The 17,061-nt window shown below is 65.5% G+C and carries 18 protein-coding genes; 13 read left to right on the top strand and 5 right to left on the bottom strand.

The annotated features are described in order from the left end of the window. Nucleotides 1-107: 107 nt before the first annotated feature. Genes C486_RS03770 through C486_RS03730 form a run of 9 tightly spaced genes read left to right on the top strand, consistent with a single transcriptional unit; the run spans nt 108 to nt 8,569 of the window. On the top strand, nt 108-1,175 hold the full coding sequence (locus C486_RS03770) for a monovalent cation/H+ antiporter subunit E (RefSeq protein ID WP_008453221.1): 1,068 nt from the start codon (nt 108-110) through the stop codon (nt 1,173-1,175). Then, nucleotides 1,172-1,453, top strand: a complete 282-nt coding sequence (locus tag C486_RS03765; protein ID WP_008453219.1) for a cation:proton antiporter — start codon at nt 1,172-1,174, stop codon at nt 1,451-1,453. The genes C486_RS03770 and C486_RS03765 overlap by 4 nt, the downstream gene beginning before the upstream one ends. Then, nucleotides 1,450-1,815, top strand: coding sequence for a monovalent cation/H(+) antiporter subunit G (mnhG, locus tag C486_RS03760; protein ID WP_008453217.1), 366 nt, complete (start codon nt 1,450-1,452; stop codon nt 1,813-1,815). The genes C486_RS03765 and mnhG overlap by 4 nt, the downstream gene beginning before the upstream one ends. Further along, nucleotides 1,812-2,351, top strand: coding sequence for a DUF4040 domain-containing protein (locus C486_RS03755; RefSeq protein WP_008453215.1), 540 nt, complete (start codon nt 1,812-1,814; stop codon nt 2,349-2,351). The genes mnhG and C486_RS03755 overlap by 4 nt, the downstream gene beginning before the upstream one ends. Continuing rightward, nucleotides 2,351-2,869: an MnhB domain-containing protein gene (locus C486_RS03750; protein ID WP_008453212.1), complete on the top strand. Its 519-nt coding sequence runs from the start codon at nt 2,351-2,353 to the stop codon at nt 2,867-2,869. Before C486_RS03755 ends, C486_RS03750 begins: the two co-directional genes overlap by 1 nt. Continuing rightward, nucleotides 2,862-3,239, top strand: coding sequence for a cation:proton antiporter subunit C (locus C486_RS03745; protein ID WP_008453210.1), 378 nt, complete (start codon nt 2,862-2,864; stop codon nt 3,237-3,239). Before C486_RS03750 ends, C486_RS03745 begins: the two co-directional genes overlap by 8 nt. Continuing rightward, nucleotides 3,232-4,827, top strand: coding sequence for a monovalent cation/H+ antiporter subunit D family protein (locus tag C486_RS03740; RefSeq protein WP_008453207.1), 1,596 nt, complete (start codon nt 3,232-3,234; stop codon nt 4,825-4,827). The genes C486_RS03745 and C486_RS03740 overlap by 8 nt, the downstream gene beginning before the upstream one ends. Beyond that, nucleotides 4,827-6,731, top strand: a complete 1,905-nt coding sequence (locus C486_RS03735; RefSeq protein ID WP_008453204.1) for a proton-conducting transporter transmembrane domain-containing protein — start codon at nt 4,827-4,829, stop codon at nt 6,729-6,731. The genes C486_RS03740 and C486_RS03735 overlap by 1 nt, the downstream gene beginning before the upstream one ends. Then, nucleotides 6,731-8,569, top strand: coding sequence for a Na(+)/H(+) antiporter subunit D (locus C486_RS03730; RefSeq protein WP_008453202.1), 1,839 nt, complete (start codon nt 6,731-6,733; stop codon nt 8,567-8,569). Before C486_RS03735 ends, C486_RS03730 begins: the two co-directional genes overlap by 1 nt. A 53-nt stretch (nt 8,570-8,622) precedes the next feature. Here the strand turns inward: C486_RS03730 and C486_RS03725 are convergent, their stop codons facing one another. The 3 genes from C486_RS03725 to C486_RS21535 all read right to left on the bottom strand — a co-directional run bounded on the left by C486_RS03725 (nt 8,623) and on the right by C486_RS21535 (nt 11,648). Continuing rightward, a complete protein-coding gene (locus C486_RS03725) occupies nt 8,623-9,741 on the bottom strand; it encodes a tyrosine-type recombinase/integrase (protein ID WP_008453199.1) in 1,119 nt (372 codons plus the stop codon). A gap of 222 nt (nt 9,742-9,963) precedes the next feature. Then, a complete protein-coding gene (locus tag C486_RS03720) occupies nt 9,964-11,031 on the bottom strand; it encodes a glycerophosphodiester phosphodiesterase (RefSeq protein ID WP_008453197.1) in 1,068 nt (355 codons plus the stop codon). 452 nt (nt 11,032-11,483) lie between these two features. Next, nucleotides 11,484-11,648 carry a hypothetical protein gene (locus C486_RS21535; RefSeq protein ID WP_169316569.1) on the bottom strand — a complete coding sequence of 55 codons (165 nt, stop codon included), beginning with the start codon at nt 11,646-11,648 and terminating at the stop codon, nt 11,484-11,486. A 305-nt stretch (nt 11,649-11,953) separates the two neighbouring features. On the opposite strand from C486_RS21535, the gene C486_RS03710 reads away from it, so the two are divergent. From C486_RS03710 to C486_RS03695, 4 genes are all read left to right on the top strand, one after another. Further along, nucleotides 11,954-12,688 carry an alpha/beta hydrolase family protein gene (locus C486_RS03710; protein ID WP_008453192.1) on the top strand — a complete coding sequence of 245 codons (735 nt, stop codon included), beginning with the start codon at nt 11,954-11,956 and terminating at the stop codon, nt 12,686-12,688. 261 nt (nt 12,689-12,949) lie between these two features. After that, the gene (locus C486_RS03705) at nt 12,950-13,297 is read left to right on the top strand and encodes an ArsR/SmtB family transcription factor (RefSeq protein ID WP_008453190.1); all 348 of its coding nucleotides are present in this window, start codon (nt 12,950-12,952) and stop codon (nt 13,295-13,297) included. Next, nucleotides 13,294-13,605, top strand: coding sequence for a DUF7521 family protein (locus C486_RS03700; RefSeq protein ID WP_008453188.1), 312 nt, complete (start codon nt 13,294-13,296; stop codon nt 13,603-13,605). Before C486_RS03705 ends, C486_RS03700 begins: the two co-directional genes overlap by 4 nt. 349 nt (nt 13,606-13,954) lie before the next feature. Then, nucleotides 13,955-14,338 carry a universal stress protein gene (locus C486_RS03695; protein WP_008453185.1) on the top strand — a complete coding sequence of 128 codons (384 nt, stop codon included), beginning with the start codon at nt 13,955-13,957 and terminating at the stop codon, nt 14,336-14,338. Nucleotides 14,339-14,407: 69 nt separating this feature from the next. Here C486_RS03695 and C486_RS03690 read toward each other — a convergent pair whose 3' ends face one another. Then, nucleotides 14,408-15,196 carry a VOC family protein gene (locus C486_RS03690; RefSeq protein ID WP_008453182.1) on the bottom strand — a complete coding sequence of 263 codons (789 nt, stop codon included), beginning with the start codon at nt 15,194-15,196 and terminating at the stop codon, nt 14,408-14,410. Nucleotides 15,197-15,243: 47 nt separating this feature from the next. After that, on the bottom strand, nt 15,244-16,947 hold the full coding sequence (locus tag C486_RS03685) for a Na+/H+ antiporter NhaC family protein (protein ID WP_008453180.1): 1,704 nt from the start codon (nt 16,945-16,947) through the stop codon (nt 15,244-15,246). Nucleotides 16,948-17,061 lie beyond the last annotated feature (114 nt).

Genomic DNA, 17,061 nt, shown 5'->3' with positions numbered 1-17,061 from the left:
TATCACGAATAATTGGAGTATACCCGTCGGAACGGACGATTGCTACTGAATAACGAAATCGTTTTCCTACGGCTACCGCTTGGTTCGACTAACAACGAGAGTCATGAGTGTCCAACGACGGTCGCCAGGAGGGAGACGCCGTGGCGGTTGAACGCCTGCTCGTTCCGCTGTCGGACACGGTGACCGTTCGACAGACGGTCGGCTACGCCGTCCAGTCCGGTCTCGAGGCAGCCGACTCGCTCGAATGTCATCTCGTCGTCGCGATGCCCTACGACGCCGATGTCCCCCAGAGCGATCGGTACAGCGATGACGCCGACGGGCTGCTCTCGCGGGCGCAAAACTGGGCCGAAGAGGATGCCGGCGGGGCCGACGTGACGATCGAGACGACGACGCTCGGTGCCGACGAGTACCTGTTCGGACCTCGCGACTACGCCGAGAGCTTCGACGCCTACGCCGACGAACACGGGATCGATCGCGTCGTCCTCGATCCCGAGTACCAGCCCGGCGTCACCGCACAGATGCTCCAGCCACTCGAGCGCGAACTCGATCGCATCGGGCTGGCCTACGACGAAGCGCCCGTCGATCGGCCGGCCCGACGCGGCCGTCTCAACGGTGGGCCGGAGGGGTTCGACCGCCAGTTCGCGACGTTTCTGATTTCCTATGGCTTCTATCTCCTCCTCGGAGACCCGTCCTACTGGTTCGACCTCGTTACCGGCGCGGCGGTCGCCGGTATCGTCGCCATCTCGCTCGCACAGGTGACGTTTACCGTGCCGCCCGATCGCGTGCAGTCGCCGCTCCGGGTCGTCCGGTTCGCCCTCTACATCCCCTATTTGCTCTGGGAGATCGTCAAGGCCAATATCGCGGTTTCGGCCGTCATCCTCCGGCCGTCGATGCCGATCGAGCCGACGCTGACGCGGGTTAACTCCCGCGTCCGAAGCGGTCTGCCGCTGACCGCGCTGGCAAACAGCATCACGCTCACGCCGGGGACGCTGACGGTCCGGGCCAACAACCAGCAACTGCTCGTCCACACGCTGATCCCGGGTGCCCGCGATGATCTCTTCGACGGCGGCCTAGAGCGGGGGATTCGCTTCGTCTTCTACGGCCGCAAGTCGGCGGCGATCGCCTCGCCGCGCGAACGCGACGACGCCGAAATCGTCGGGGGTGACGAGCTGTGACGCCGGTCCCGATCGAGGACGTGTTCCTCGCCGCAGCCGCGCTGTTCGTCGTCCTCGCGATCGCGATGTTCTATCGCGCGGTCGTCGGTCCGACGACGCAGGACCGACTGCTGGCGGTCAACGTACTGGGGACGAACACGGTCGTCATCCTCGCCCTGCTCGCGGCGGGACTCGACCAGTCGTGGTTCCTTGACGTGGCGTTGATCTATGCTCTGCTGAACTTCCTGATGTCGATCGCCATCTCGAAGTTCACCGTCGAGCGAGGTGGTGTGCTGTGATCGAGACGCTGCGCTTTTGGGTGATCGTCGCCCTGCTGGGGCTTGGCGTGCTCTTTACGTTCGTCTCGACGGTCGGCGTCATCCGTCTGCCGGACGTCTACTCGCGGGCCCACACCGCCTCCCAGACCGACACGCTCGGGGCGGGCTTTGCGCTCGCCGGCGTCGCGGTTGCGTTTGGCTGGCAGCACGCGGCGGTCTACACCGTCCTCCTGCTGTTTTTCGTGTTTATCACGAACCCGACGGCGGCCCACGCGATCTCCCGATCGGCGGCGGAGACGGGGGTCGAGCCGGTCCTCGCCGAGGAGGGCGAAGACGGGGCCGAAACCGCGGGCAACGCCGACACGGACGGTGAGTCGCGATGAGCCTGTTCGCGTACACTCTCGTGGCGTTTATCCTCGCGACGGCCGTTGCGACGGCGCTGTTTCGCGACATCCTCTCGGTGATCATCGTCTTCGGGGCCTACAGCCTCGGCATGGCGATCCTCTATACGTTCCTGTTGGCTCCCGACGTGGCGATGACCGAGGCCGCCATCGGGGCCGGCGTCACGACGCTGTTGCTGTTGCTGACGATCGCGCGGACGACGCGCCCGTCCACCGACCGGCTTAGCGAACGGATTCACGTCCCGGCAGTCGTCGTCGTCGGCGCGCTCGTGCTCCTGCTCTGTACCGTCGTCCTGCCCGAAATGTACGCAGTCGGTGCCAGGGACACGCCGGTCTGGTCGAATCTCGAGGTCACCCAACACTATATCACGATGACGTATCACGACACCGGCGTCAAGAACGCGGTCACGTCCGTGCTCGCCGCCTACCGTGGGTTCGACACCTTCGGCGAGGCGGTCGTCGTCTTCGCCGCCGGCGTCTCGACCCTGCTCGTCCTGAAACGCGAGGTGTTCGCCTAATGTCGCAATCCGTCGACGATACCTACACCGAGAGTCAGGTGATCATGACTGCGGTCAAGATCATCGCACCGTTTACGCTCACGTACGGGCTGTTCATGACCTTCCACGGGGGCGACGCCCCCGGCGGCGGGTTCCAAGGCGGCACCGTCGTCGGCGTCACCGTCCTCATGCTCGCCTTCGCGTTCGGCATCGAGCCGACCCGCCAGTGGCTCCGTAATTCCTTCCTCGTCGGCATCATCACCGGCGGCGTCGTCATCTTCGGAGCCATCGGCCTCGCGATGATCGCACTGGGGGGACACTTCCTCGAGTTTACCATGCTCAAGGAAGTGTTCCACATCAAGCCCAAGTGGGGCCTCGAGGCCATCGAGATCGGCGGTATTTCGCTGATCGTCACGGGAACCATCATCAGTCTCTTCTTTACGATGGCGGCCGGGTTCTCGCCCGAGCGACCGAGCGGGACCGGCGGCCGCGACGAGCGCGGCGAGTCGGTGGATGCAGAGGTGAGTGACGATGATTGAGTCCCTCTTTAGCCACTACACGTACGTGCTGGTGTTCGTCCTGCTGGGGCTGGGGATTTACATGGTGATCGCCAGCAAGAACCTCGTGAAGAAACTGATCGGGGTGAACCTCTTCCAGACGGCGATCTTCCTGTTTTTCATCTCGATGGCCTATATCGACGCCGAGGATGCGTCGGCACCGATCGTCCCCAAAGACGGCGTGCCCCTGAAAGTCATGGTTGCGAGTCCGCTGCCCCAGGTCATCGTGCTGACTGCCATCGTCGTCGGGATCGCGCTGACGGCGGTCGGACTGGCGCTGATCATCCGGATCTACGCGGAGTACGGGACGCTCCGCGAGGACACGCTTCGGGAGGTGCGTGCCGATGAGTAGCGTCGACCTGCTCCTCCCGCTCCTGATCGCCGTCCCGATCCTCGCCGCGACGCTGCCGATCGCCCTCGGGCTGTGGGTCGACCGAACGGGCTGGCCCGTCGCCGCGCTCACGACGAGCGCTCTCTTCGCCGGGGCGATCGCTCTCGCGAGCGTCGTCTCGACTCGCGGCGAGGCCGTAACCCACACGCTCGGCGACTACCCTCGCACGTACGGGATCGAACTCGTCGCTGATCAGTTCTCGATACTGATCGTCCTGCTCGTGACCGCCGTCGCCACCGGCGTCCTCGTGTACACGCGTCAGGGCGGCCCGCGCGGGAACACGTTCTACACCGCCTACCTGCTGCTGACCGCCGGGCTGCTCGGCATCTCGCTGACCGGCGACGTGTTCAACCTGTTCGTCTTCCTCGAGATCACGAGCCTGGCGACCTACGCACTGGTCGCCAGCGGCGACGGTCCCGAAGCGGCGGTCGCCTCCCTGAAGTACCTGATCCTGGGCACGATCGCCGCGTCGATGTACCTGATCGGCGTCGCCTTCGTCTTCATGGCGACGGGGACGCTGAACATGCTCGAGCTCGCCGAGGCGATTCCCGGTGCGGAGAGTCAGACGCTGCTCCATACCGGCGTCGCGTTCATCGTCGTCGGCTTCGCCGTGAAGGTCGCTCAGTGGCCGCTGCACACCTGGCAGCCGAGCGCCTACCAGCAGGCCCCCGACGGCGTGACGCCGCTGATCGCCGCGCTCGTCTCGACGGCCTCCGCGTACGCGTTCGGCCGGCTGCTCGTGACCGTCTTCGGCGTCGAGTACCTCACCGCGATGCCGAACGCGGCTGCGGTCGTCCTCACGATCGGCTGCGTGAGCGTCCTCGCAGGAACGATACTGGCCGTCATTCAGACCGAGGTCAAGCGGATGCTCGCGTACTCGTCGGTCTCGCAGTTCGGGCTCGTTATCGCCGCCTACGGCGTCGTCATCGCCGGCAGCTCGGAAACGGCTTTCATCGGTGCCGCGATCCATCTCGTGGGTCACGGTCTGGTGAAGGCCGGTCTCTTCCTGGGAGTTGCACTCGTCGCGCGGAGTTACGACGCCCGCACTGTCGACGAGTACGCCGGCCTCGCCAAATCGCGACCGATCGTCGCCGGCGCGATCGCCGTGCTCTTGCTCTCGCTCGTCGGCGTCCCACCGGGCGTCGGCTTCGTCGGCAAGTGGTACATCGCGCTCGGTGCCGTCCAGTCCGAACTGTGGCCCGTCGCCGCCGTGATCTTCCTCAGTACCATGCTCACCCTCGCCTACGCCGCCCGCCTGCTCGAGAAGATGTACTTCACGCCGCCCGCGAGGGCCGACCCGCTCCACGCGCCGGCCCCGGTCGCGACGGACGGCGGTAATGCCGGCTCCGACGAGTCCGATGCCGAACCCACACGCGACGAGCCCGGAGCCGCCATCGCCGCCATCCGCGGCGACCGATCGGCGGCTCCCGTGTCGACCGGCATGGTCGCGATCGTCGTCCTCGCCGCAATCGGTGCCGTTGCCCTCGGCTTTTCGGGGGGGACGATCGCTGAACTACTCGATCCGTTCCTCACCAAGGTGATTAACTAATGGTTGCAGATATCCGGCCGCTCGCCGCCGTGTTGGTGTCAGCGGTTGCCATCGTCCTGATCATCGCGTCGCATCGTCGTCCGAACCTCCGCGAGGGCTGGTCGGTCGTCGCCGCCCTCGCGAAGTTCGGAATCATCGTCAGCATGCTCCCGGCGGTCATGGACGGGACCGTCTTCGCGTGGAGCCTCCGGGAGAGCACCGGGATTCAATTCCTCGCGGGCATCGATTTCGCTCTTCGAGCCGATCCCCTGGGGATCTTCTTTGCCCTCCTCGCGAGCTTCCTCTGGATCTTCACGTCCTTTTACGCCATCGGCTACATGCGCGGGCTCGACGAACACGCCCAGACGCGCTTTTTCGCCTCTTTCGCGGCCAGCCTTTCGGCCGCCGTCGGGATCGCCTTTGCGGCGAATCTAGTGACGATCTTCGTCTTCTACGAACTGCTCTCGCTGGTCACGTATCCGTTAGTCGCCCACAACGAGGACTCCGAGGCGCGAATCGCCGGCCGGAAGTACATCACGTACACGTTCTTCGGCGGCGGCGTCTTTCTGCTCGCCGGGACCGTCATGATCTACTGGTTGACGAGTCTGGTACACAGCGGGCCGACGCTCGCCTTCGAAGCGGGCGGCATGGAGGCCCTCGCCACGGCCGCACAGGCCGAACCGATCTACGCACAGACCGCCTTCTTCCTGCTCATCGCCGGCTTCGGCGTCAAGGCCGCCTTGATGCCGCTTCACTCCTGGCTCGCCGACGCGATGGTCGCCCCGACGCCCGTCTCCGGACTGCTCCATGCCGTGGCGGTCGTCAAATCCGGCGCGTTCGGCATCGCCCGGGTCATTCTCGAGGTCTACGGTCCCGGGCTGATCCACGACCTGCCGCTTGACGTGCCCGGCATCGGCACCGTCGGATTGAACATCCCCGTCGCCATCGTCGCCGCGTTCACGCTGACCGCGGCGAGCATCATCGCGATGCGGAAAGACCACCTCAAGCGCCGGCTGGCGTACTCGACGACGGCGCAACTCTCCTACATCGTACTCGGGCTCTCGATGCTGCATCCGTACGCGATTGTCGGCGCGCTGTTTCACATTCCCGCCCACGCGTTCGCAAAGCTCACGCTGTTCTTCTGTGCGGGGTCGATCCACGTCGAGACCCACACCGACTACATCAGCGAGATGGCCGGCATCGGCAAGCGGATGCCGTTGACGATGACCGCGTTCACGGTCGGTGCCGCCGGCATGGCCGGTCTCCCGCCGATCGCCGGCTTCGTCAGCAAGTTCTACATGTTGCTCGGTGCCGGCTCCATGGGCGGTGAATACTGGCTGTTCGCCGCCGCACTGTTGCTTTCGGCCGTCCTCAACATCGCGTACTTCTGGCCGGTCGTCTACACCGCGTTCTTCGAGAGCGAGGAGCGCCACGACGCCAAACCCCTCCTCGAGTTCCCACGGGGTGGGCTGGTCGAATCCTACGCCGATGGGTCCGACGCGGACATCGCCGCCGACGGCGGGCAGCCCACCGATGGCGAAGCCGATCGCTCCGATCCGGAGCGCCCGGCCGAAGACGAGGACGGGGACTACGAGTACGCGGTCGACGAATACCCAAGCGACGCCGAGGTTCCCGATGGGGACCATGTCAGTAGCGTCGACCACCACGGCGACTTCGACGACCACCTGACCGGCGGGCCGCCGGCCGACGGCTGGCCGCGTCGGTCGCCGATTACCGAGACCACGTGGCTGATGCTCGCGCCCATCGCCGTGATCGCGATCGGCGCAGTAGTCCTCGGGATCGGCCCCGACTACGCCGTCTTCCTCGATCTGGCGAGACAGATCGTCGGGGATGTCTTCGGACTCCCCTTCGAGGACGTGACTGCCCTTCCGTTCGACCGACTCGTGACGGGGGTGCCCAACTGATGGCACTCGAGCCCCTCTCGATGGCCTACCCGCCGCTTATCGTCTTCGCGGCGGCGCTGCTCGTGCTCGTCCTGCCCCGAATCACCGGCTTCGCCGTCGGCGCGGCGAGCCTCGCGGCGGTTCTGGCGGTCTCGCTGCTCGCACCCGAGGGACAACACCTGGCTGGGACCTTCCTCGGATTCAAGGTCGTCCCGTTCTACGTCGACGATTTCTCCCGAATGGTCGGGCTTGGCCTCGGCTTCCTCGGGGTCTGTAGCGTCATCTACGCCTACTCGAGCGAGGCCAGTAAGACGCTGGTCGCGTTCGCGCTCGTCTACGTCTCTTCGTCGATCGGGGCAGCGTTCGCCGGCGACTGGCTCGTGCTCCTGTTCATGTGGGAGTTGATGGCCGTTACCAGCACGCTCGTGGTCTGGCACTACGGCGGCGAGGCGGTTCGGGCTGGCTTCCGGTACGCGCTGTTCCACGGCACTGGTGGTGTACTCGTAATGCTGGCGATCGCCGCTCATTACGTTCAGACTGGGACGTTCATCTACACTGAGACCGGGATCGCAAACGGGATTCCGGCGCTGCTTGCCGTGCTCGGGATGGGTGTCAACGTCGCCTTCATTGGCGTCCACACCTGGCTCCCCGACACCTATCCACGACCCCACATCGCGGCTTCCGTCTTCCTCTCGGTGTACACGACGAAGACGAGCGCGTTCGTCCTCTACCGAGCGTTCCCGGTCGATGCCGGGAGCGATCTGGGTATTTACATCGCGTACATGGGCGGCTTGATGGCCGTCTATGGCGCGACTTTTGCCCTGTTGCAACACGACATGCGGGCGCTCCTCTCCTATCACATTCAGGCCCAACTGGGTTATATCGTCGCCGGGATCGGTATGGCCACGATGGGGTCGGATCTCGCCGCCGCCGGCGCGATGAGCCACCTGTTCAACAACGTGCTGTTCAAGAGCCTGCTGTTCATGGCCGTCGGCGTCGTCATCTATCGCACCGGCGAGGAGGACCTGTACAAGCTGGGCGGCCTCTGGCGCGAGATGCCACTGACCGCGATCGGGTTCGGGTTCGGCGCACTCTCGATCACCGCGATTCCGGGCTTTAACGGCTACGTCAGCAAGGGGATGCTCTTCAATGCGGCCGATCCTCACTACTACGGCCAGCCGGAGTATCAGGCGCTGTACTGGCTGCTCTGGCTCGGCGCGATCGGGACCCTGCTGTCCTTTATCAAGCTCGGCTACTACGTCTTCTTCCACGGCGAGAGCGACTACGAGGTCGCGGACGCCAAACCCGGCCAGACCGTCGCGATGCTCGGGCTGGGCGGGGCTTGCCTCCTCTTCGGCGTCTGGTGGCAGGGGCTGGCCGACCTCGCGCCGACGATCCATGGCATCGAGTTCGAGTATTACGGCGGGCCCGGCCATCTCCATCCCTACAGTCTGGGCCATCTCGAGACGGCGGGGATCCTGACCGGCGTCGCGGCCGTCACCTTCGTCGTCGTCCGGAAGCCGCTCTCGAAACTCGACCTCGGCGATCCGGTGATGGTCGTCTACCCCGCAACCTACGCCGTCAGTCGCTGGACGATGCTCGGCGTCACCGAGGCCTACGCCGCCGTCGACCGGACCGTCGTCGGCGCGGTCAAACGTTGTTACTGGATCGGGAACAACCCCGTCATCGCTGTCGACACGGCGGCGGGGCAGTTGCCCGACTGGCTGGTCGCCGTTGACGAACGCCAGCCGACCGACGGCGGCCGCCCGTCGACGATCCACCTCCGGACCGGTATCGGCACCACCGTGCTGCTGCTGACGCTCGTCCTCACGGTGGTCCTGTGGCTCCTCGTCGTCTGAGAGTCGTCGTCGGAGAGTCGTCGTCGGAGAAGCGGCCCACCAGCCCGTGTCGCTCACTCCGTCCCCGACTGCTCGTCGCGCCGCTTCGTGTCCGTCTCGGGCGGCCGCTGCGTTTCCTGTACCACGATCGATTGTTCGAGGACAGACGCCCGCAGGGTCGGTTTCGACGCCGTTGCTTCGCGTCGGTACACGTCGTCGTGCTCTCGGCGAACGCCCCGCGGCGTCAGGTAGTTCCCGTCGACGTCGACGACGGCTGCCTCACAGAGTCGCTTCAGGATCGACCGCGCGCCCTCGGTGGTGATCGCCGGCGGGGCGATCGACCGCTCGCGTGCGAGTTCCATCGCCGTCGCGTCCTCAAGCAGCGCCTCGATCTCGCCTTCGTCGTGGCCGCGCTCGTCCAGCACCGACCGGACTCGCGCGGCGATCGACGGCGCATGTCCCGTCGGAAACAGCGGCCAGTCGTTCGACGGCGGATCGAGAACGACCCGATAGCGCCGCAACGGCGTCCGCGCACGGGCGGGAAGCGGCACGTCTTCGAGGCGCTGGGACTTCCCCAGCACGCGGACCGTCCCGGTGTAGAAGTCGACATCGTCCCAGGTCGCGCCCGTGCGTCGGTCATCCTCCGGGACCCGGAACAGTTCCGCGCCGCGGACCGTCGAGTGAGCGAGGACAGCGACCATCGCGTACTCGCGCAGCCGAGTGCGGCGCTCGCTCGTCGACTGGGCGTCGGCCTCGAGCACCCGCTCGCGGACGTAGCGCTCGAGTTCGCGCCGCTGGTCGGCCGTCCAGGAGTCATCGGACGGCCGCGTGTCGGCGGTCGGCAGTGCGGCCTCGGCGCGGTCGGTCGCCGCGGGGTTTCGCTCGAGGACGCCGCCGCGAACGCACCACGAAAGGAACGCACGGACCACCGCGTAGTAGGTGCCCGCGGTCGAGGCGGTGTACTCCCCGCGCTCCGTCCGCCGGCGGAGTTCCTTGGCGTAGGCGCGCATGTGGTCGACCTCGAGCGCGAACAGCGACGTGAGCTCGTGCTCGTCCTCGAGCCAGGTGGCCCACCGCCGGAGGATCGATTCCGCGTTGGACGCGTAGGCTCCCGCGCCCGGGCCGTCGGGATCGCCGACGGCTTTTCGCTGGAGATAGGCGTCGACCGCGTCGGCGATCGCCACCTCGGTCACGACGCGATCACCCGCCCCGGTATCGGACGGAGACGCGATCTCGAGCCCCCGTGTCGCCGCTCGTGGCGGGTATCACCGCGGCAAGAACGGATCGTGTGGGTACCGCCACGGATCATTACTCGTTGGATACTGTTCTACGCTCCTAAATCGGTGTTTCGGTCTCATAGATCGGAACCGTGTGACCTGGCTGCGATCCCATCCGGTGGTCCGTCTCCCTCGGAGTCACCGTGTCGCGCCGAACCGGAGCACGTCCGCGTGGTCGCTGATGAGTCCGTCGACGCCGGCCGCTGCGAGCTGTTCGCCCTGGTACCACGTCGCGAGCGTGAAGACGTTCACGTCCCGGCCCTCCTCGTGTGCGACGGCGAGGAGATCGATGTCAGCCCAGCCGGCTCCGTCCTCGTAGCGCTGATCGGCGTAAAACGGCGTTCCTCGAATCATGTGGTAGGGTGGATGAATCGCCTCGGAGTCGTAGCGTCGCGCGATTTCGACACCCTCCTGAACGGAGTTCCAGAGCAACGGCGCGACGGCGTAGTCGGACGCGTCGCGGGTCGTCGCCAGCGCCGCCTCGTAAAACGACGAGAAGAGGTACTCGTGGTGGAAGTCATCGACGATGTCGAGCACTCGCGCGACGAAGGGCTGCCAGCGTTGCTTCCGTTCCTCGAGTTCCGCCTGCGGCAGCGATTCGGCGAAGGCCACGTCGAACGACCCCGGGTTCTTCAGCTCGACGTTGACGCCGACGTGGGGTGGAATCGCCTCGAGGACGGACCGCAACCGGGGGACGGTTTCGCCGCTTGCGAGGACCTCGGCGTTCGTGACGGTCGCCGTATCGGTCTCCCAGACGACGCCCTCGGTGTCGGTGAGTCCGCGCTCGCCGCCGTCGCGACCGGCGAGTCGGCTATCGTGGAATACGACGACGTCGTTTTCGGCGGTCGGAACGACGTCGATTTCGATCATGTCGGCACCGCGTGAGGGGGCGATTGCGGACTGGCCGCCGCGAGCAGCGGCGTCGACCGCGCCGACGGTGTTCTCGGGATAGAGGCCGGCGAAGCCACGGTGGGCGATCAGGTTCGGATCGCCGTCGCGACCGATGGAGTGGTTCCGCTTTGACTCGTCGTGTTGGCGGGTGTCGGGAGTGTCGTCTCTGCTCTCGTGACTGGGCGTTGCCCCCGCAGCGCCGCTGATTCCGGTCGCCGACGTACCGGCCGCGACGATAAACGATCGGCGGCGGAGCGCGCCACTGGATGTATCCGGGTGGTCGGTTCGTCGCTCGTCGTCGTGTATCTCGGACATCTGCAGGTCGGCAGAGCGGGACGACTGGTAAAACGAATTATAATACGTCCGCATAGCACGATGGCCGAATATCCGTGCGAACAGTTTTCAGCATACGTCTCTACACGGCCGGACCGGCGGGATAGCTGTCGGCGATAGTCTGCAAACTGGGACAACGGTTGGGTCGAGTCCCTACCACTGACGAGGTGGTCGACGTCGATGCCATCGTCACCTCGAGACCTGAGACATGGGTCTCGGTTGACGAGTGCTTCGAGACCTGAGTTCGAAGCTGTCCAGCACCTCGATTAGCGAGAAGCGATTCGCCGTCGTTCCGACGAACCAATGCCTCCGCCATCACACATCGGAGTCCCTCTATAGCCGTCGTAGTCCAACCCCAATACGCCACTCTTTAATATATCTCTATTTGGTTTATCGAGGGGGCGGCAGCGCCGTTTCCGATTCCACGCGGCGATTCAGGAGGGATGTTGATGTCTGATCTTCTCGGCCGTTATCCCTGGGACCGGCGTCCCGCAGTCCTTGCACTGCCAGTCCGGCGTCGGGACGCCGGATTGCTTCTCGAGGTCCTGTTTGAACGCGATGCGTGCGCCACACGGACACCGGTAGGTCGTGCGGGTCATACACGAACCAACTCGCCGGCGAGCGATAAACGGTTCGCCGGAGTACACCAGTCGCAGGGCCGCGGTGTGGGGTCGGCGCGCCGGAATCGGGTTCGAGTCCGTCGCTCCGTTCCGGACTCGTTCGTCCCGACGGCCGCACAGCCCGTCGAACGGGGCTGAAACTCTCGATCCGGCCCCATCCATGGTCATCCCGAGATCGCTTCGGACCGACCGCCGCAGTATTGCAGCGGTGACGATGGACCGGCCTCGAGCGACCGTCGGGACACAGCTATCAAGGCCCCGGCAGCCGTCCGCCGGGATACGAGATGCCCGAGACACACCGCGTTCCGGTCGGTAACGCGACGACGGACGCCGCTCCGACCGTCGCCGCCGTCCACCACGAGGCCGACTCCGACGACTGGCTCGTCTGTTGCCATGGCCTACGCAGCGACAAGTCAGGCAGTTACGAAGCCCGGTGTCGCCGGGCCAGCGAGGCGGGGTACAACGCCGTCCGGTTCGATGCCAGGGGCTGTGGCGAGTCCGACGGCGAGTTCGTCGACTCGACGCTCGAGACGCGACTCACTGACCTCCAGCACGTCGTCGACTACTTCGATCCCCGGACGTACGTGCTGTTCGGCTCGAGTTTCGGCGGCAAAGTCGCCGTCCACGCCGCCGCCGAGGACGAGCGGGTCGAGGCGGTCGCGACGCGTGCACCCGTGACAACCATCGAGACGTTCGACGAGTACCGGACCGTCGTCGAACGTGAGGGCGCGTGGACGTTCGACACCGGCGACCGAGTCGAACGGCGGTTTTTCGACGCGCTCGATCGGTATCCGTTCGACGACGTCGTCGACGAACTCGACGTTCCGGTCGCGATCTTCCACGGCGGCGCGGACGCGGTCGTCGATCCGGCCGATAGCTTCGCCGCCGCCGCGCGCCTCGAGACCGACGTCCTCGTCGAGCGGTTCGCAGGCGAGGGACACCGGTTTTCGGCGGCCGGCGAGCAACGACTGCGCGATCGACTGTTCGACTGGATCGCGTGGGCGGACGCTCACGAGTAGCTGTTTCGCCCGACATCGACCGCCGTGTCGGTTTACCGCGTTGCCCCGCCTCTGGTAAACCACATCCCGATATACAAAACGCGTGGCGTGATCGCGTCCGTTCGGACGGACTGCTGGCGTCCCGGACCGCCTTGCGTCCCGATTGATCGACCTCTGTCTTGCAGGTGATTTTCCGTTCACGCCCGCGAGCGAAAACGTATTCTCTAGTCCAGAAAAATCGGACTGCTTTTGATATCCATGCCGAAAGGAACAGCTATACCAGTGAGTGAGGAAACTGACCTGTCGACATTGCTTTCGGTTCTCGACGACGAGTACGCACGGGATATCCTCACCCACACGAGCGTCGAACCCATGTCTGCCAGCACATTGAGCGAACGATGTGACGCGTCTCTCCCGACGATCTATCGGCGGCTTGATCGGCTCGAGGAGTGTGATCTCGTCACTGAAGAGACGGAGCTCGCCTCCGACGGCAACCACTACAGCGTCTACAGTGCGAACCTCGACCGACTGGAGCTGTCGCTGGAGGACGGCTCGTTCACTCTCGAGTTGACGTATCGCGAGGAAGACGTCGCCGACAAGTTCACTCGCATGTGGGAGGGGATGCGATGAATCGAGAGGTCGTCCGGATCGACGAGGTGACGCTGTTCGAGCTGTTGACGATCGCGAGTCTCTTCCTCGTCGCGCTTGTCGGAACGATTATCGCCTATCAGGCCTACCGTGGCTACCGGCGTAACGATGCATCGTCGATGCTCTATCTCTCCATTGGACTCCTCTTGCTGACGCTGTGTCCCTTCTTGGTCAACGTGGTGATGACGACGTTCGTCAGGGCGGATCAGATCGTCATCGCGCTGCTCGAGAACGTGAGTCGACTGCTCGGACTGGGCGCGATCACCTACTCGCTGTACGGGCGGCACTGACCGAGTCGTCGCGGTCGACAAACGTGTAGGGCCGAAGCCATCCCGGATCACCGGTACCGCTGACAGTGAGGAGGGGGTCAAACGACGCAGGACGCCCCCGCGCGAGGGGGAGTCGCGGGGGCGGAGGGGCAAGGCTGGCGTCGCGACCCATGGGATGATCGGATGCGGGGAGGCACGGGGGACCACGAAGGCGTGTGGTGCGGCCTCTCTCGTCCCCCATCCGTCCCTATCCACGCCATCGTATTAGTGATACGAGCGTGTTTTCTGGGTCGGAAAATCCGGGCGTTCGGGTCCGATCTCACTCGCCGCCGTCCACAGGGTTCTTCGAGAACGTCACCGTAGCGTCGCTATGGACTATCTCGTCGGCACTGATTCCGTTCACACGACAGCGGCGATCTGTGACTATCTCGACGACCGGGTGACCTCGGCCGATACCGTGACTGCTGTCGCCGTCTTCCCGGCCGACGATCCGACGGCACGCCGTGACGCCGACGAGGCGTTGAACGTCGCTGCCGTCCGACTCGGGGCTGCCGGTGGCGTCGAGACGGAGCGCCGATCGGGATCCCCGGCACCGGTGCTCCTCGAGACGGCGGCGGCGATCGATGTCGACGAACTCGTCATCGGCGCGCACGGTGGCGATCCGGACGCGACGCGAGCTGTCGGGGCGACTGCGCGGCGGGTTCTCGCCGACGCGACGCGGCCGGTCGTCGTCGTTCCGATTCCCGACCTGTAGGATGGCCCGGCGGTTTCGAGCCGTCCGCGTTCGTCGAGGGTGTTCGCGTCGACCGCGGCCGCGGCGCTCCTAGAACGGGAACAGCGAATCGGCCTCGAGGTCGCGCTCGATGAGTTCGATCTCGTGGCCGTCCTGATCTTTGGTGAAGGCGTACATGTCGTCGCAGCTCTCGGGGTCGCGGTAGTCCGCTGCCTCCCGGGTGATGAGTTGGTCCCAGTCCTCGTGGAGATCGTCGAGGCGGACACAGAGGTGGCCCCACGCGTCGCCCATCTCGTAGCTCCGACCGTCGTAGTTGTACGTCAGTTCGACGGACATCGCCTCGTCGGCGGCGTTCGTGGGTTCGACGAAGTAGTTCGCGAAGGTGTCGGCCTCCCAGCGGCCGACCTCGTCGTAGCCGAACTTGCGCGTCCAAAAACCCAGCGCCTCGTCGGCGTCCTCGACGCGGATCATGGTGTGGTCGAGCGACCAGAGCGTTCCCTCATCGCGCTGGACGAGCTCGATCTCGTGGCCGTCGGGGTCTTTCACGAACGCGTAGCGCCCGCCACAGGACTCGGGATCGCGGTAGTCCTCGACGCCCTCGTCCATGAGCTGCTGGTAGTAGTCCTCGAGTTTGCCTTCGGGAACGCGAACCGCGATATGGCCCCACGCGTCGCCGACCGCGGGCTCCTCGCCCTCGTTGTGGGTAAGCTCGAGCATCGCTCCGTCGGCGTGCATCTCCTCGGGCCCGAGATAGACGATGGTGAAGCCGTCGCCCTCGTAGCGATCCTTCTCCTCGTACTCGAGGTGGTCCTGGTACCAGTCGAGTGATTCCTCGAGGTCAGCGACGCGAAGCATCGTGTGATCGAGCGTTCCGTCCATACGCGAACGGACAGCTGCACACTCCAAAAGATTGGCGACTGCGGGGCCTACTCGCGGGTCTCGGGGGACTCCGAGTCGCGCTCGGATTCGGAGCTGGGGGTCTCGGCGGTCGCGGCCGGTGTCATCGCAACCGGCTCGAGCCCCTTTCGACCGGCGTCGACCCTCGAGAGGCCGACGACGAGGCCGACGAGGGCGACGACGCCCAGCGGCAGGAAGACGAGCGGTGGGACGCCGAGGTAGCCGTTGAGCAGGTAACAGCCGATGACTACGAGGAAGACGGTCAGGGCGTAGGGGAGTTGCGTGCGCACGTGATCGATCAGGTCCGCACCGGAGAACGTCGCCGAGAGCACCGTCGTATCGGAGATCGGCGAAGCGTGATCGCCGAAGATCGCGCCGGAGAAGACGGCACCGACGGCGATTGGAACGAGTTCGAACCCGGTCCCGAACCCGTAGGCGACCCGAATGGCGATGGGCGTCACGATCCCCATCGTCGCCCACGACGAGCCCATGGTGAACGCGACGAACGCGGCGACGAACAGGATGAGAACGGGAAGCAACGCCGCGGTGAGATACGGTTCGGCGATGGCGGCGACGAATTCGCCGGTCCCGAGCGTCTCCGCGACGCTGCTGATCGTCCACGCGAGCACGAGGATCGTGACCGCCGTCAGCATGATGCCGAAGCCGTCGATGACGGTATCGACACCGTCGCCGATATCGAAGAGGTCGTAGGCGAGTCCGATCGCGATCGCGGTCGCGACCATCGCGAACGAGCCCCAGATCAGCGCCGCCGCGAAGTCGCCCGCGCCGACGATGTCGATCAGTACCTGCGTGAGCCCTGCGTCGTCGACGGCGGCACCGAACGCCGTCGGCGCTCCCGCTTCGGCCTGACTCGAGAGCCACGACTGATACCCCGTCCAGAACGCGCTCGCGAGCGTCACCGCGATCAGGACGACGACGGGCGCGAAGAAGGTCCGCAGCATCGGGTGCTCGTCGATCGGTGCGCCCAGGTCCTCCTCGACCTTCTGGAGCGGCTGTGCGCCCTCGCGGTTGACTGCGCCCGTCGTCCGCGAGCGGTGTTCGGCGTCGAGCATCTCGCCGTAGTCCCGCCCGGTGTAGACGATGATGCCGACCATGACGATCGCCAGCAGCGCGTAGGTGTTGTAGGGGATCGAGCCCACGAACGTCTCGAATGCCGTCGGGGCCTCGTCCGCGACGCCCATGTCGTCGTACGCGCTACTGATCAGCGACAGCTGAAACGCGACCCAACTCGAGATGCCCAGCGTCGCGACGGGCGCGGCCGTCGAGTCGACGATGTACGCGAGCTTCTCCCGGGAGATGCGGAGCTGATCGGAGAGTTCCCGCATCGTGCTCCCGACGATGGCCGTGTTGGCGTAGTCGTCGAAGAACAACACGATTCCCAGGATCCACGTGGTCAGCCCGACGGTTCGCTGGGTCTCGAGGCGTTCGGTCGCCCAGTGGCGAACCGCGATCGCGCCGCCGAGCCGCCAGATGAGCGCGACGCCCGACCCCAACAGGAGCGTAAAGACGAGGATCTGGACGTGAAAGCCGTCGTCGACGATGACCGCGCTGACGATCCAGTCGAAGGTCTGTGCGATGCCGAGACTCTCGGTGTGGATGACCGCCCCCGACCAGATGCCGAGAAACAGTGCCAGCATCGGTCGGCGAGTCACGATCGCGAGGACGATCGCGAGCAGCGGCGGCAACACGGAGAGTGCCCCGTACGTAGCCATAACTGTCTAGTCTTCGGCTGTCTGGATAGTATTGACCGTTCCGATCCGGCTCGTGTGAGCCGTTCGACAGTACCGCATGCGGACCGATCCGAGTGGGAGCCGAGCCGTCGGGTG

The organism is Natrinema gari JCM 14663, assembly GCF_000337175.1.
GTDB classification, from domain to species: domain Archaea; phylum Halobacteriota; class Halobacteria; order Halobacteriales; family Natrialbaceae; genus Natrinema; species Natrinema gari.
This window is presented reverse-complemented; position numbering and strand designations above follow the sequence as displayed.

What these genes read in the sequence shown, in the direction of transcription:
- C486_RS03700 (WP_008453188.1), top strand. Translation starts at nt 13,294, where the DNA reads ATGAATCGAGAGGTCGTCCGGATCGACGAGGTGACGCTGTTCGAGCTG.
- C486_RS03740 (WP_008453207.1), top strand. Translation starts at nt 3,232, where the DNA reads ATGAGTAGCGTCGACCTGCTCCTCCCGCTCCTGATCGCCGTCCCGATC.
- C486_RS03695 (WP_008453185.1), top strand. Translation starts at nt 13,955, where the DNA reads ATGGACTATCTCGTCGGCACTGATTCCGTTCACACGACAGCGGCGATC.
- C486_RS03710 (WP_008453192.1), top strand. Translation starts at nt 11,954, where the DNA reads ATGCCCGAGACACACCGCGTTCCGGTCGGTAACGCGACGACGGACGCC.
- C486_RS03745 (WP_008453210.1), top strand. Translation starts at nt 2,862, where the DNA reads ATGATTGAGTCCCTCTTTAGCCACTACACGTACGTGCTGGTGTTCGTC.
- C486_RS03735 (WP_008453204.1), top strand. Translation starts at nt 4,827, where the DNA reads ATGGTTGCAGATATCCGGCCGCTCGCCGCCGTGTTGGTGTCAGCGGTT.
- C486_RS03685 (WP_008453180.1), bottom strand. Translation starts at nt 16,947, where the DNA reads ATGGCTACGTACGGGGCACTCTCCGTGTTGCCGCCGCTGCTCGCGATC.
- C486_RS03750 (WP_008453212.1), top strand. Translation starts at nt 2,351, where the DNA reads ATGTCGCAATCCGTCGACGATACCTACACCGAGAGTCAGGTGATCATG.
- C486_RS03755 (WP_008453215.1), top strand. Translation starts at nt 1,812, where the DNA reads ATGAGCCTGTTCGCGTACACTCTCGTGGCGTTTATCCTCGCGACGGCC.
- C486_RS21535 (WP_169316569.1), bottom strand. Translation starts at nt 11,648, where the DNA reads ATGACCCGCACGACCTACCGGTGTCCGTGTGGCGCACGCATCGCGTTC.
- C486_RS03730 (WP_008453202.1), top strand. Translation starts at nt 6,731, where the DNA reads ATGGCACTCGAGCCCCTCTCGATGGCCTACCCGCCGCTTATCGTCTTC.
- C486_RS03720 (WP_008453197.1), bottom strand. Translation starts at nt 11,031, where the DNA reads ATGTCCGAGATACACGACGACGAGCGACGAACCGACCACCCGGATACA.
- C486_RS03690 (WP_008453182.1), bottom strand. Translation starts at nt 15,196, where the DNA reads ATGGACGGAACGCTCGATCACACGATGCTTCGCGTCGCTGACCTCGAG.